Below are 13692 nucleotides of genomic sequence, written 5' to 3'. Positions count from 1 at the left end.
ACTTACATGGGAGCCCGTACAACATACCAATTCCCCTTTAGCCGCTATCCGGCCGTCAGAATTGTTCTGCTGATCATTGTCGGCATTCTGCTTCATGAGTACTATAAGCCTGCTCTGCACTTCTCCCTCATTCTATTTACCCTGCTTTGTCTGATTTTTGGCTGGGTTGAGTGGAAGGTTCAGCAGTCCTCAATCTCTGCTTTTCCAAAATTGGGGATCTCACTTTTTCTCTTGTTAATCGTCTCATTCGGGATATTCAGAAATACTCTTCATTCCGCACAAGAAACTCCGCTGATTATTAAACTGATTCAAGTTTCTGATTGGGAGCCGGTCTATGTAACCGGATCGATCACCTCTATTTCAACAACCTCCTCAGGTAAAGAACGCTGGGATGTTGCCATTTCTGAAACAAAAATAAACCACCTGAATTCTGATCTGAACTATAAAGCACGGATATTGGCAGACGAAGCGGCGCGAGCAGCTAAATTGGGAGATAAGGTGAGCTTTTCAGGAACTATAATCCCCATTTCCGAAAAGCGTAATCCACTCGGCTTTGACTACAAAGCATACCTCCATGCACAAAGCATTTCTGCTCAATTCAAGCTCGACAGCCTTCACCAGGTACAACCAAACAGCAACCCGGCTGAATGGGTGTGGTGGAGAGAATGTGCCTTAGAACTTGTCGACAAAAACTTTGACACTCAAACCTCCCCGATAGCCAAGGCCTTACTGGTTGGATACAAGCAAGAATTAGATAGCGAATCAAAAACAGCTTTCGCCCGCGCCGGACTCTCTCACATTATGGCGGTTTCGGGTTTACACGTTGGGTTTATCATTGCTCCCTTCTGGATCATCATTCCCTATTTCTGGACCAAAAAGCATGGAAGCAAAATCGGGTTACTTCTTTTGATCCTGATCCTATTCAGTTATGCGGGCATCACCGGGTTTTCTCCATCTGTGATGAGAGCATCTGTAATGGCCGGTTTTCTGACCTACGGTAAACTTTTCCATAAGATTAACGACTCCATTAACCTCACGGCAGCGGCCGCTCTTGTTCTCTTAATTATCAACCCATCGCAGCTATTTGATATCGGGTTTCAGCTTTCCTTTTCGGCAGTACTGATTATACTGCTCATTCTGCCGGTCATCCAAAACCTACTGCCGTATTGGGTTCGGGTTCGGTGGTACAGCAAACCCCTGATGGTCGTCATTGTTTCACTGGTGGTTCAATTTGGGTTATATCCCTTACAGGTATATTACTTTGGGGAAATTTCTTTAGTAAGTCCTATTGCCAATGCCCTGTTCGTCCCCTTTCTTGGAATTGTGGTTCCGCTGTCTCTTGTCGCTCTGTTTATCACCGCCATTATTCCTGCTGCCGGATTTATCCTCAATTATCCTTCTTATATTTTTCTTGGGTGGATGAGCGACTTTGTGAATATGGCCGCAGAGTGGGACTGGGCCTGGACCACCGCTTCCCTAAACAATAACCTGATTTTCATCCTATGGCTTTTTCTGATATTAGGAATCGCCGCCTGGCACACCTCTGCTTTACGGTGGAAATTAACGACTTTTTTTCTGGCTACAGCTTGCCTGATGGCATCACTTAATGCAATCGAGAGGTTAAAGCCGGCCACACTGAGCGTCACTTTCTTTGATGTTGGTCAGGGTGATGCCGCCCTCCTCCACACTCCGAACGATAAATACATTCTGATTGATGCCGGAGTTTGGTCCCTGGGGTACAATAGTGGAAAGTCCGTTATCATCCCGCATCTTAAATCAGCCGGAATCAAAAAGCTGGATGCCGTTGTTCTCAGTCATCCCCATGCCGATCATATCGGAGGCATTCTTGAGCTGATGAACTCTATCCCCATCGATGTAATTTATAATTCCGGTTATGAATATGATTCCAACCTATATCAAACCTACCTGAAATCAGCCACCGAAAAATCTATTCCTGTACAGTCATTGGTATCCGGAGATACACTCGCGCTGGATCCATCCATGCTGTTTCTCGTACTTGGCCCGGATGGTAACATCTATAACTCTGACCCGAACGAACATTCCATTGTACTGAATGTGATATATGGGGAGTCGGAGTTTCTATTTACCGGCGATGCGGGCGAAGACCAGGAAGAACGCCTGGTGCATGCTTACAATCACTTATTGGATACTGATCTTCTGAAAGTAGGTCACCACGGAAGCCGGACCAGTTCGGGTTCAGCCTTCCTGAGTTCTGTGACTCCCGAAATTGCTGTGGTGTCACTGGCTGAACGAAACCGGTTCCGGCATCCACATCGCGAAGCCCTGAATCGACTCCATCGCACAGACGCCCAAATACTCTTTACCAGTCGGGAGAGAGCCATCATTTTTGAATCAGACGGCAAATCCATTCAACGCATCCACTGGTGACTGTGATCGGTGAGATAAATAGCCCCGTCCTTTAGGGCGGGTTAAAAAAGGAGCGAACAAAAAAGCTTCGCCCCACAAGCAGAAATGAAAATTTTCTGGTATCCGAAGCTTTGACTAAGTAGCCGACTAACGTGTATGTGCCCAACCCTGCGAAAACCATATCTTCCGCGTATTCTTATGATGCTTGGGTTTTGTGTTACTCTCAATGCCCCCGCCCTAAAGGACGGGGCTATTTATTCATAATCATCACATCCAACACAGTAAACTGTGCCTTTTTCCTAAAAAACCGGTATCCTTCAGGGCTAAACTGTATTCAAAAATCACCGTACCAAAAAAATCTTAATGGCAGAAAAGGAACGACTCAGCTTTGAAGAGGCTTTAAAGAAATTGGAATCGATAGTGGAACAACTTGAAGACGAAGAGATTACACTGGAAGATTCCGTTAAGCTGTATGAAGAAGGCGTTCAACTATCTAAGTTTTGTACTGAAATCTTAGAGCAAGCTGAACTTCGTATAGAACAAGTAAACGAAGCGAATACGCAGTAAATTTTTATAAACCTATGGAACAGAAACAGCCAAAACCGGGAAAGTTACTCGCTCAGATTAATTCTCCTTCCGATTTAAAAAAGCTTGAGGCCGATCAGCTTCAGGAAGTTTGCGATGAACTTCGCCAGTACATTATTGACATGGTTTCTGTACATGGTGGTCATTTTGGTGCCAGCCTTGGGGTAGTGGAACTAACCACCGCGCTTCACTATGTGTATGACACCCCTAAAGACCTGCTGGTTTGGGATGTTGGACATCAGGCCTATGGGCACAAAATACTAACCGGCCGAAGAGAACAGTTTCATACCAATCGCATCTATGGCGGTCTTTCAGGATTTCCAAAAAGATCGGAAAGCGAATATGACACTTTTGGTGTAGGTCACTCCAGCACTTCAATTTCTGCTGCACTGGGCATGGCTGTAGCCCGCGATTTAGACCAATCTGACAAGAAAGTTGTGGCCGTGATCGGTGATGGCGCCATGACAGCCGGCCTCGCTTTTGAAGCCATGAATAACGCCGGCGCGATGAACAGCGATATTCTGGTGATCCTCAACGACAATAACATGTCGATTGACCCGAATGTTGGTGCCCTGAAAGAATATTTGGCTGACATCACCACCAGCAAGACTTTTAATAAAATGAGGGACGAAGTGTACGATATGCTCGGGCACTTTAAATCTGCCGGTGAGAAGATGCGCAAAGTAGCCTCTCGCCTGGAAAAAGCCATGACGGCTGCACTCACCCCCGGCTCTCTGTTTCGCTCTTTAGGATTTAAATATTACGGCCCGGTTGACGGACATGACGTTGACGGACTCCGCAGAATGCTGGAAGACCTAAAAGATGTGAAAGGACCGAAATTGCTTCATGCCGTTACCGTAAAAGGCAAAGGATTTGCCCCGGCCGAGCGAGAGCAAACCAAGTGGCACGCTTCCAGCAGTCCTTTTGACAAAATTACCGGCAAATCACTTTCCACACCATCCAAGCCAAATCCTATTCCAAAATATCAGGATGTGTTTGGGGATGCTTTGGTTGAGCTGGCCGAAAAAGACGAACGAATTGTAAGTATGACTCCGGCCATGCCCAGTGGTTCCAGCCTTTGGCCGATGATGAATACCTTTCCCGAGCGAGCCTTTGATGTTGGTATCGCTGAACAGCACGCCGTTACGTTTGCAGCCGGATTAGCTGCCGAAGGGAAGAAAGCCTTTTGTGCTATCTACTCATCATTCTTACAACGCGGTTACGACCAGCTTGTTCACGATGTAGCCATTCAAAACCTGCCCGTAGTTTTTTGTATTGACCGTGCCGGACTTGTTGGAGCCGATGGCCCCACTCACCACGGGGCATATGACACCGCCTATATGCGGGCAATCCCCAATATGATTATCTCGTCTCCACTTAATGAACAGGATTTACGCGATATGATGTACACGGCCTCCAAGTATGATGATGCCGCCTGGGCCATTCGCTATCCACGTGGAAGAGCGACCGGAATGGATGTTCGGGAGAACTTTGAACTGATAGAAATCGGAAAAGGGATAGAGCTCAGAGAAGGTGAAGACATTGCCATCCTGAGCTTTGGCCCGATTGGAAAATATGTATTTGAAGCCGCCGATCAGCTTTCTAAAGAAGGCCTTGAAATCGGGCATTATGATATGCGCTACGCCAAGCCCCTTGATACGGAATTAATCGATCAGGTTTGCAACAAGTACAGCCACATCATCACCCTGGAAGACGGTTCTAAGATGGGTGGATTCGGAAGTGCTGTTGCTGAATACATTGCCGACAAGGAAGATAAGCCCACACTTAAAATAATGGGCATTCCCGATCGTATAGTAGAGCACGGCACCCAGGAAGAACTTCATGATGAAATCGGAATTGGCGTTGCCGGCATTATTGAGAATGTTAAGCAAAAAGCAAAGGTAAAGGTTTAGTTTTGAGATACACATCCCTACTACTGTTAGTCATTTCATCCTTAACCCTGACGGGCTGTTTTTTTAATAATGACAGCACGCCGGTTTACCGGGAAGCAGAAGGTGTAGTGTTGGAGAATGGCGAAGCCGTTGCCAATGCTGACATTCATATCCGCAATAAATTTGATCCCGGAGGATTTTCCCAAGAACCTGCAGCACCCAGTTATACAATTAACTTCAGCGTACAGATTGAAGCTTTATATACCCTCTCACTATTCCGCATTGGTTCTGATAGTGTCTATAATACTTTTTTCGAAGATACTTTGGGCGCAGGGGAACACTCTATTCTAGTTCCCGATTCTCTTCTGACCAATGGAATTTTGGGCTATGAAGTCAGATCTAATTTTGACATGTTAACCAGCAGCCTTTTCCTGGTCAATAAGCCCGACAGCTTGCTTCCTGGTTCCTTTCCGCTTACCCAAACCAACGCTAACGGAGAGTTCACGCTGGATCCGGAACATCTTGCCTTGGGTCGTTCTTTTACCTCCATTGCCGGTAGTTTTGAAGTAAAAGACAGCCTCAAAATATATGTTGTTCAGGACAGCACCATTCAAGCTATAAAGCCTGTCAAATTCAAGCCCAACCAGGATAATTTCTTTGAGATTGTTGTTGATTAACCTGATTTTTTGGGCATGAATTTTACCCTTTCTGATTTTGACTACAACCTTCCTGAAGAACTTATCGCCCAGTCCCCGGCTCAGCCCAGAGACCATGCCCGCTTGCTGGTTTACAGCCGGGAAGACAAAACCATCACCGATGACCATTTCTACAATATCGGCGATTACCTGCCGGGCGATACCACAATGGTGGTTAATAACAGCAAAGTTGAGAAGTGCCGGCTGTTATTTGATGATGGAAAAAAGGAGCTTTTTGTAACCTCCGTAAGTAACAATAATACCATTGAAGCTATGGTCCGGCCCGGCAAGAAGTTTAAGCAGGGCAAAGAACTTCAATTGACTGAAGACATCTCTGCGAAAGTAATCAATATTGCCGAAGACGGGTTACGAACCCTGATGCTGTCCTGTGATATGGACGACCCAAAGCTGGAACCTTATAAACACACGCCCTTTCCTCCTTACATCGAGCAGGATGAATCTCTTTCCGATGAGTATCAAACCGTATATGCAAAGGATTTGGGAAGTAAGGCAGCCCCTACGGCCGGACTTCATTTCACTGATGAATTGCTTGCCAAACTGAAAGAAAGTGGGATAAAGAAAACGGAAGTCACCCTACATGTCGGCTTAGGTACCTTCGCCCCGGTAAAAACGGAAAACCTGGACCAACACAACATGCACAGCGAATGGTTTCAGCTAACCGAGTCAACCTGTGAAGAGCTGAATGCAGCCCGTCATATAACCGCGGTTGGGACCACCAGTATCCGCGTGCTGGAGACTGCCTCAAACTCCGAACAAGAATTCACTCCCGAAAGCAGGGAAACCGACATTTTCATCACTCCGGGCTATTCCTTTAAAGCAGTGGATGCTTTGATCACCAATTTTCACCTTCCAAAAAGTACCCTGCTGATGCTGGTCGCTGCTTTTATGGGATTCGATGAAATGAAACGGGTTTATGAACACGCCATCAGCGAGGAATACCGTTTCTACTCCTTCGGCGATGCCATGCTGATTCTTTAATAAATTCAGACTTGTTTTTTGCTGTTTCTGAACCCTACTCTTCTTATATTTGATGCCCTTTTGAAAATATCACTCGATGTTCACCCTTCGGTGTTCCTTGTTCGATATTCAAATGCGCCCGTAGCTCAACCGGATAGAGCGTCTGACTTCGGATCAGAAGGCTGAGGGTTCGAATCCTTCCGGGCGTACTTATTATAGGCCGTTAAGTTGCTAATTTACAATACTTAACGGCCTATTTTATTTTTAGCTTGGCCAACATATGGCAAACATTTGCTTTTTCCTGCCCTATTTTGCTCAGACCGAGCTTTTATTCCAAATCCCTCTTTTATTATTAGACCTCCAGCCAAACCGCAGCTTTTTTTGAGGGTACAAATAAGGGTACATTTATTACTAATATTTAAAACTCGATCGACTTTGTTTTGGGTTTGTGAAAGTAATAGGTCTCTCCCTCCGATGTAGTAAAATGACTTTCAGGAGAAACTTTCTGAAGCTCGAGAATCTGTTCAACAATTTGGTCCACCAAAGCCCTGCTAATTTCTATCTTTAGCTTTTTGCCCTTATGGTTGTGCTGTTCAACCCCATCAACCTCAAAAACATATCTTTCTTCGCCCTCTAATACATGATCACATAACTTGATAATATCCACCTTACCATTTAAAGCCTCAATGCTATAAGTATTTAGGTTTTTTGGATATTGAATTTCAGCTTTGATAGAACTCATAATTTAACTTATATAGGGTAATTATCTGTTTTTATGGTATTTGTAGACACTTAAATATACATGCAGTAAACGTTTACCGCAAATAATCTTGTAAAAGCTATAAATGTTGATTACATTTATGCAGAAACACTTTACTGCATAAAAACCGCGTGAAACTTAAAGAAATAGCTGAAATATCGACTGGGTACTCGTTTCGCACCAAGATTAAGCACCACCCTTCTGGTGAAACCAAGGTTATACAAATGGGTGACGTAGATAAGTATGAGGGAATATTGGTAGAAAAATTACAAACTCTTCGTGACTTTGACCCCAGGAATGACCGGTATTTCTTGAAAGCTGGTGACGTAATTATGATCAGCAAGGGATATAATATCGATGCCTTTGTTATACCTGAAAACCTTGGAAGAGCTGTTACAATTAACAGTTTTTTGGTGATGAAGCCAGACTTACATCGTATTCTACCTGAATATTTAGCCTGGTTTCTGAACTCAAAACGAGCCCAATATTTCTTTAAAGAGATGGCCGCCGGGACTAATGTCCCAAACCTTTCCATCAAAGCCCTGGAGGCTCTTGAGGTTGTATTACCATCATTGGACGAGCAGCAAAGGATTGCAAATTTAGACACGCTTAAGAGAAGGGAAATTTATTTACACAAAGAGATTGCCGCAAAAAAAGAACAACTCATTGATGAGTTACTTCAACAGCAAATTGACAAACTGAATTCTAAATAAGCCAAAGAATACTTAATAGCACCAATTTTATGACAGATTACAAACCAACTCAACAGGAAATTAACAATGCTTTATGGTCTGCCTGCGACACCTTTCGTGGGGTAGTAGATCCTTCGGAGTATAAAAATTACATCCTCGTATTTCTCTTTCTTAAGTACTTAAGTGATGTATGGAAAGATCACTACGATAAGTACAAAGAGGAATATGGAGACGATGAAGAGTTGATCCGTCGCCGAATGAAGCGAGAGCGCTTTGTACTGCCTGAGAACTGCTCCTTTGATTACCTGGTAGAAAACCAGAATGCCGATGATCTCGGGAATAAGATCAACAAAGCCTTGGAGAAAATTGAAGAGGCGAATTATGAGAAACTGGAGGGGGTATTCCGAAACGTTGATTTCAACTCAGAAAGTAACCTTGGGAAAACCAAAGATAGGAACCGCCGACTCAAGAACCTGATCAATGATTTCAATAAAAAAGAACTGAACTTCCGCCCTTCTGTGATTGGTACGGAAGACATTATTGGTAATGGGTATATGTATCTGATTGAGCGCTTTGCTTCAGATGCCGGTAAAAAAGGCGGGGAATTTTATACCCCTCATGAAGTCTCTGAATTATTGGCCAAGCTACTGAAGCCAAAGTCCGGTGATCGTATTTGTGATCCGGCCATTGGTTCAGGGTCTCTTGCTATTACTGTTGCCGAAGAGGTGGATGGAAAAGATTTTCGTATTTACGGACAGGAAAGTAACGGGAGCACCTGGGCACTAGCAAAAATGAACATGTTTCTTCATGGTATGGATGCCGCTGATATACGATGGTGTGATACCTTGAACAGTCCTGATTTAGTAGAAGATGACGAGCTCATGAAGTTTGACATTGTTGTGGCTAATCCTCCCTTTAGTTTGGATAAGTGGGGAAAGGAAGATGCCAAGGATGATCCGTACAATCGTTACTCCAGGGGCATCCCTCCTAAGAGCCGCGCTGATTACGCCTTTATCCAGCACATGATTGAAACGGCGAAAGAGAAGAAAGGCAAGGTTGGGGTGATTGTCCCGCATGGAGTATTATTTCGAAGCGGGGCTGAAGGGCGTATTCGGGAAGCGTTGATTAAAGAGAACCTGTTGGAAGCCGTGGTTGGGCTTCCTGAGAACCTCTTCTTTGGTACCGGAATACCGGCAGCAATTCTGATATTCAACAAAGCCAAGAAAAAAGAAGATGTGCTCTTTATTGATGCCAGCAAAGGCTTTGAGAAAGGTACCCGACAGAATAAGCTACGGCAAGAAGACATTGATAAAATTGTAGAGACCTATGAGGCCGTTGAGGAGAAAGACAAATACTCGTATGTGGCTTCACCGGATGAGCTCAAGGAAAACGATTACAACCTGAACATACCCCGTTATGTGGATACGTTTGAACCAGAGGCTGAAGTGGATATTGAAGAGGTCCAAAATGAATTGGACACTCTTGAAGATGAGTTGACCAAGGTACAGAGTGAGTTGAAGAATAAGTTAGCAAACCTGAATCTGTGATTATGGTTAGTAACAAAAAATATATTGGCCCTGAAATAAAGAATACCCCTGAAGGCTGGAGTGTTGCTCCTTTGGGAGAGTGTATAAAAGGAAATGGCAGGTATGGAATTAATGAATCTGCTTCAGATTATGATCCCCAAAAACCAAGATATCTTAGAATAACCGATATAGATGATTATGGTAATCTAAAACAGGATGGTGAAAAATCCGTGGATAGTGAGGATTACGCTAAATACTTATTAGAAGAAGGTGAAATAGTATTTGCCAGAACCGGAAACACTGTAGGCAAAACATATTTGCATAAAGAGGAAAATGGGAAGTTAGTTTATGCGGGCTATCTTATTAAATTCGAACCTGACCCAAATATAATAAGACCAAAATTCTTGAAACTCTATACTGATACAGCTTTTTATAGAAATTGGATACAGGCGATTTCACAAAGAAGTGGTCAACCAGGGGTTAATTCCAAGGAGTATAGGAGGATGCCAATATTGTTACCTCCTATTAAAGAACAAGATCTGATTCTTGAAGTGATAAATGCTTGGGATAAAGCTATTTCTAAAGTACAAAAGCTCATCCAAGCCAAGAAGCAGTATAAAAAAGGCCTCATGCAGCGGCTGCTTGCCGGCAAAGTTCGCTTTCCGGAATTTGAAGGAGAAGATTGGGTTGAGGTGAAGTTAGGTGAGGTATTTGATAGAGTCACTGAAAAGAACGAATCAGAATCTGTAAAAAACGTATTAACTATTTCCGCTCAGGATGGTTTAGTAAGTCAAACAGACTACTATAATAAATCAGTAGCAAGTAAGGACTTGTCCAACTACATCGTTTTAAGACAGGGTGACTTTGCTTACAACAAAAGCTATTCAGAAGGTTATCCATTAGGGGCCATAAAAAGGCTTCATGATTATGAAAAGGGTGTATTGTCTCCTTTATATATTTGTTTCAAATTAGCCTCAGATAATGTAGATAGTGATTTTATTACCCACTTCTTCGAATATGGTGGGTTGGACCACGGCATTTATAAGATTGCCCGAGAAGGAGCCCGCAATCACGGCTTACTGAATGTAAGTGTGAAAGAGTTTTTTGAGATCAATCTCACATTACCTCAATATAAGGAGCAAAAGAAGATAGCTTCAATATTAAATGAGGCTATGAGTGAAATTGAGTTGTTAGAGGAACAACTTGAAAAGTATCAGCAGCAGAAGAAAGGTTTGATGCAGCAGTTACTGACTGGGAAGGTGAGGGTTAAAGTGTAAATCAAAAACTAAGAGGTACTATGACTACATATAAAACAAGAAGTACTTCACGAAATTCAGTGGATGTTGAGGATATTATTCTTGATGAAGCCCCTGGACATACCAGAAAAATATTCCGACCTCAAATTACCCGGAAAGATGGCAAAGTATATGTACGGGGCTACATTATACATCAACGAAAAAATGTAAATGATGATTGGGAGGATACAGAGTCAATCAACCTAAATACCTTAAAAGGAGGTGAAGGTGTAAAACTTCTCTTGAGAAGCAAACAAATGAATAGACTTTTTGAAGCTCTAAATCATTTATATGAAATTGCCAAAGATGGATTGCCAAGGGGTGAAAAAGAATGGACGGTAGAAAGAGCTGATCAGATTATAAAAGTTGATGCCAGCCGAAGAGTTTTTGTTCAAAGACTACTTGAGCAGGATTTTGGTGATGAAATTTGGCAAGAGCTATTAGATCAAAAGCCTGATTTGGCAACCAAGCTGGCTAACGCGAGGATTCAGCAAAACCGTGAAAATTCGCTTAAACATTTTACACAATCTCTTGAGAGAACATCCCAATTAGATGAGCAATGGTGGCAAAAATACTTTGAAAAGAATACTTGGATTTTCGGATATGGGTTGAACTATCGGTTCTTGCATTTACTGGAAGATCAGCCAGATTATGGAGGCAGAGGGTATACCGGGAAGGGATCTCAGAAAGGTGATTTCTTAATGAATACAGAAGCAAAAGTCCGTTTTACTGTTCTTGTAGAAATCAAAAAACCTGATACTCCATTTTTTCAAAAAAACTCAAAAAAAGAGTTGAAAAGACATAGAAATGGTGCCCTTCTACTTCATGATGAATTAACCGGAGGTGTCTCCCAGCTTCAATCAAATTGCCACCGATGGTACACAGAAGGTTCAAAAAGAACTGATGACTTTGAACAACTTACATCGCAGGAGATATTCACCTATCAACCAAAAGGTATCTTAGTTATTGGAGATACAAATCAATTACAAGAATCTGTAGACGCAAGATCTACTTTTGAACTTTACAGAAGAAATCTATCAAATCCAGAAATCATCACATTTGATGAACTTTATGAGCGAGCAAAATTCATTGTGAACCAACAAGAATTAAATAGTGTAATGGACTCCAAAGAATCATTCAATAATGTCGAAAATGATGAATTTGAAGATTGGGATAACGATTTACCTTTTTAAAAAAATATAAGACTATGACCAGTGATGAGTTATATACCCTATTAATAAATTTCGAAGAAGAAAGCCTGATTGAATTTGGAATGGAAAAGGATGGTGAGTATTGGTTTCATCCACATGCAACAGATCGCTTTCGAGTAACAGACAACAGGCTACTAGTCAATCGCGGAGGTACTGATATCGGACGATTGAACGCCTCTTTTGATGATCCTGAAAGCCTATATAGAACATTTATTGATACAGAAGTTATTGAACCAGCTACTCATCTGCTTTATTTGAGGAATAAAGGGTTAAACGTTTAAACATCCATAAAGGAAACATGATGTCTGATTTAAAAACAAAAGTAGCTAATGAAGCTTCACGCATTGAAGAAGATGTTGATCATTCTGCCCGCAGTCACTTTAATGCAGGTAACCGGTGGAAGAAGTATCACTATACAATTGGACTGCCTTCGGCTTTAGCAGTTGCACTTTCAGGAGGGGCATATATTGGAGAAGAAACGGTACTTGCCCTTATTCTTGCAGCCGTTTCCACGGCACTTACTACAACATTGACTTTTCTCAAACCATCTGAAAAATCTGAGCTTCACAAAAGTGCTGGTAACCAATATTTAAAGCTCAGAAATCAAACAAGAATTTTCCGGGAGATTGACTTAGAGCATAGTTTCGATGAAGATTTCGCCAAAAAAAGGATTAAAGAATTGGGTGAAATAAGGGATGATTTAAATCAAAACTCACCTTCAATAAGTAGAAAAGACTATGACCAAGCTAAGAAGGACATAGATGAAGGTCGTAGTACACACCGAATAGATACTAAAGAATAATGACCATCAATAGTTATTTAACGAGTATTGCAAACCAAGCTATCGTCAGAGATGAGGAAAAGCAAAATATCAAGAGGTCAATTTCGACACTTTCTGATAGATTGAATCAATATTTTGGATCTGATTTAACTGATCACTTCCAGTTTGGCTCTTCAAATAGAGATACAATGATGCCTAGAAAAATGGATAGCAACTCTGATGTAGATTACATGATTGTTTTTAAAGATGACAACTACAAACCTCAAACCTACTTGGATAGACTGAGAAGGTTTTCAGATATGAAATATTCCAGATCAGAGATAAAACAATCACATCCTACTATCATTTTATCCTTAAGTCATATCCATTTTGAGCTAGTCCCAGCACTATCAAGTTTTTGGAGAGCAGCAGAATATAGAATACCAGATAAAGCATCATCCTATGATGACTGGGTTAGAACAAGTCCATTGGAACTTGAAACTGACCTTGTAATATCAAACAAAGAAAATAATTCCCTCATCAAGCCTTTGATTAGGGTGATTAAATACTGGAATGCAGTAAATAAGTATCCTTTCAGGTCATTTGACTTAGAAGAAAAAATACTTAAAGCCTTCTATGTAAATCCTTTCATGTACCAATATTTCTCAAATGAAAAGTTAGAGGATTATTTCTATGAATTTGTTAATGGCATTACCAATTCATGGAATGACCCTGACTGGAAAAGAGAAAAAATTGGGCGTCTCAAAGATCGTGTGGATGTGATTAAACGGTTTAAAAAGAAAGGACATGAAAGTGATGCTGTAGACATACTAAAAAAAATATTTCCACCCCTAAACTGATACCATATGGATTGGTTTAAATCAATCGAATTAGGAGTACAAATTAAATA

13 protein-coding genes and 1 tRNA gene are annotated in these 13692 nt (G+C 41.9%); 13 read left to right on the top strand and 1 reads right to left on the bottom strand.

The window, feature by feature from the left end:
• Positions 1 to 6: 6 nt before the first annotated feature.
• The 6 genes from JJ941_RS09635 to JJ941_RS09610 all read left to right on the top strand — a co-directional run bounded on the left by JJ941_RS09635 (position 7) and on the right by JJ941_RS09610 (position 6747).
• Positions 7 to 2409 (top strand): DNA internalization-related competence protein ComEC/Rec2, encoded by a 2403-nt coding sequence (locus JJ941_RS09635; protein ID WP_290964375.1) that lies wholly within the window; start codon positions 7 to 9, stop codon positions 2407 to 2409.
• 342 nt (positions 2410 to 2751) lie between these two features.
• Positions 2752 to 2955 carry an exodeoxyribonuclease VII small subunit gene (xseB, locus tag JJ941_RS09630; RefSeq protein ID WP_255133915.1) on the top strand — a complete coding sequence of 68 codons (204 nt, stop codon included), beginning with the start codon at positions 2752 to 2754 and terminating at the stop codon, positions 2953 to 2955.
• Between the two features lie 14 nt (positions 2956 to 2969).
• Complete coding sequence (gene dxs / locus JJ941_RS09625) at positions 2970 to 4886, top strand: 1-deoxy-D-xylulose-5-phosphate synthase (RefSeq protein WP_290964364.1); 1917 nt, start codon at positions 2970 to 2972, stop codon at positions 4884 to 4886.
• A gap of 2 nt (positions 4887 to 4888) precedes the next feature.
• Complete coding sequence (locus JJ941_RS09620; RefSeq protein ID WP_290964361.1) at positions 4889 to 5542, top strand: hypothetical protein; 654 nt, start codon at positions 4889 to 4891, stop codon at positions 5540 to 5542.
• A gap of 15 nt (positions 5543 to 5557) precedes the next feature.
• Positions 5558 to 6559, top strand: a complete 1002-nt coding sequence (gene queA / locus JJ941_RS09615; RefSeq protein ID WP_290964359.1) for a tRNA preQ1(34) S-adenosylmethionine ribosyltransferase-isomerase QueA — start codon at positions 5558 to 5560, stop codon at positions 6557 to 6559.
• 114 nt (positions 6560 to 6673) lie between these two features.
• Positions 6674 to 6747 (top strand) — tRNA-Arg (locus JJ941_RS09610).
• 209 nt (positions 6748 to 6956) lie between these two features.
• Here the strand turns inward: JJ941_RS09610 and JJ941_RS09605 are convergent.
• Positions 6957 to 7280 (bottom strand): hypothetical protein, encoded by a 324-nt coding sequence (locus JJ941_RS09605; protein WP_290964356.1) that lies wholly within the window; start codon positions 7278 to 7280, stop codon positions 6957 to 6959.
• 149 nt (positions 7281 to 7429) lie between these two features.
• Between JJ941_RS09605 and JJ941_RS09600 the strand changes: the two genes are divergently transcribed.
• From JJ941_RS09600 to JJ941_RS09570, 7 genes are read left to right on the top strand one after another with little or no spacing between them, the layout of a single operon-like run.
• Positions 7430 to 8011, top strand: a complete 582-nt coding sequence (locus JJ941_RS09600) for a restriction endonuclease subunit S (protein ID WP_290964354.1) — start codon at positions 7430 to 7432, stop codon at positions 8009 to 8011.
• A 29-nt stretch (positions 8012 to 8040) separates the two neighbouring features.
• Positions 8041 to 9537: a type I restriction-modification system subunit M gene (locus JJ941_RS09595; protein WP_290964353.1), complete on the top strand. Its 1497-nt coding sequence runs from the start codon at positions 8041 to 8043 to the stop codon at positions 9535 to 9537.
• A 2-nt stretch (positions 9538 to 9539) separates the two neighbouring features.
• Positions 9540 to 10793 carry a restriction endonuclease subunit S gene (locus JJ941_RS09590; protein ID WP_290964351.1) on the top strand — a complete coding sequence of 418 codons (1254 nt, stop codon included), beginning with the start codon at positions 9540 to 9542 and terminating at the stop codon, positions 10791 to 10793.
• Positions 10794 to 10813: 20 nt separating this feature from the next.
• A complete protein-coding gene (locus tag JJ941_RS09585; RefSeq protein WP_290964349.1) occupies positions 10814 to 12004 on the top strand; it encodes a Shedu immune nuclease family protein in 1191 nt (396 codons plus the stop codon).
• A gap of 14 nt (positions 12005 to 12018) precedes the next feature.
• Positions 12019 to 12303, top strand: coding sequence for a hypothetical protein (locus JJ941_RS09580; RefSeq protein WP_290964347.1), 285 nt, complete (start codon positions 12019 to 12021; stop codon positions 12301 to 12303).
• Between the two features lie 17 nt (positions 12304 to 12320).
• Positions 12321 to 12824 (top strand): SLATT domain-containing protein, encoded by a 504-nt coding sequence (locus tag JJ941_RS09575; RefSeq protein ID WP_290964343.1) that lies wholly within the window; start codon positions 12321 to 12323, stop codon positions 12822 to 12824.
• Positions 12824 to 13642: a hypothetical protein gene (locus JJ941_RS09570; RefSeq protein ID WP_290964341.1), complete on the top strand. Its 819-nt coding sequence runs from the start codon at positions 12824 to 12826 to the stop codon at positions 13640 to 13642. The genes JJ941_RS09575 and JJ941_RS09570 overlap by 1 nt, the downstream gene beginning before the upstream one ends.
• The last annotated feature ends 50 nt before the right edge of the window (positions 13643 to 13692 follow it).

It is taken from the genome of Gracilimonas sp., from assembly GCF_017641085.1.
GTDB lineage: Bacteria > Bacteroidota > Rhodothermia > Balneolales > Balneolaceae > Gracilimonas.
This window is presented reverse-complemented; position numbering and strand designations above follow the sequence as displayed.

Excerpts from the sequence above, each read along its gene's own strand:
- JJ941_RS09635 (WP_290964375.1), top strand. The coding sequence starts at position 7 with ATGGGAGCCCGTACAACATACCAATTCCCCTTTAGCCGCTATCCGGCC.
- xseB (WP_255133915.1), top strand. The coding sequence starts at position 2,752 with ATGGCAGAAAAGGAACGACTCAGCTTTGAAGAGGCTTTAAAGAAATTG.
- dxs (WP_290964364.1), top strand. The coding sequence starts at position 2,970 with ATGGAACAGAAACAGCCAAAACCGGGAAAGTTACTCGCTCAGATTAAT.
- queA (WP_290964359.1), top strand. The coding sequence starts at position 5,558 with ATGAATTTTACCCTTTCTGATTTTGACTACAACCTTCCTGAAGAACTT.
- JJ941_RS09605 (WP_290964356.1), bottom strand. The coding sequence starts at position 7,280 with ATGAGTTCTATCAAAGCTGAAATTCAATATCCAAAAAACCTAAATACT.
- JJ941_RS09595 (WP_290964353.1), top strand. The coding sequence starts at position 8,041 with ATGACAGATTACAAACCAACTCAACAGGAAATTAACAATGCTTTATGG.
- JJ941_RS09590 (WP_290964351.1), top strand. The coding sequence starts at position 9,540 with ATGGTTAGTAACAAAAAATATATTGGCCCTGAAATAAAGAATACCCCT.
- JJ941_RS09585 (WP_290964349.1), top strand. The coding sequence starts at position 10,814 with ATGACTACATATAAAACAAGAAGTACTTCACGAAATTCAGTGGATGTT.
- JJ941_RS09580 (WP_290964347.1), top strand. The coding sequence starts at position 12,019 with ATGACCAGTGATGAGTTATATACCCTATTAATAAATTTCGAAGAAGAA.
- JJ941_RS09575 (WP_290964343.1), top strand. The coding sequence starts at position 12,321 with ATGATGTCTGATTTAAAAACAAAAGTAGCTAATGAAGCTTCACGCATT.
- JJ941_RS09570 (WP_290964341.1), top strand. The coding sequence starts at position 12,824 with ATGACCATCAATAGTTATTTAACGAGTATTGCAAACCAAGCTATCGTC.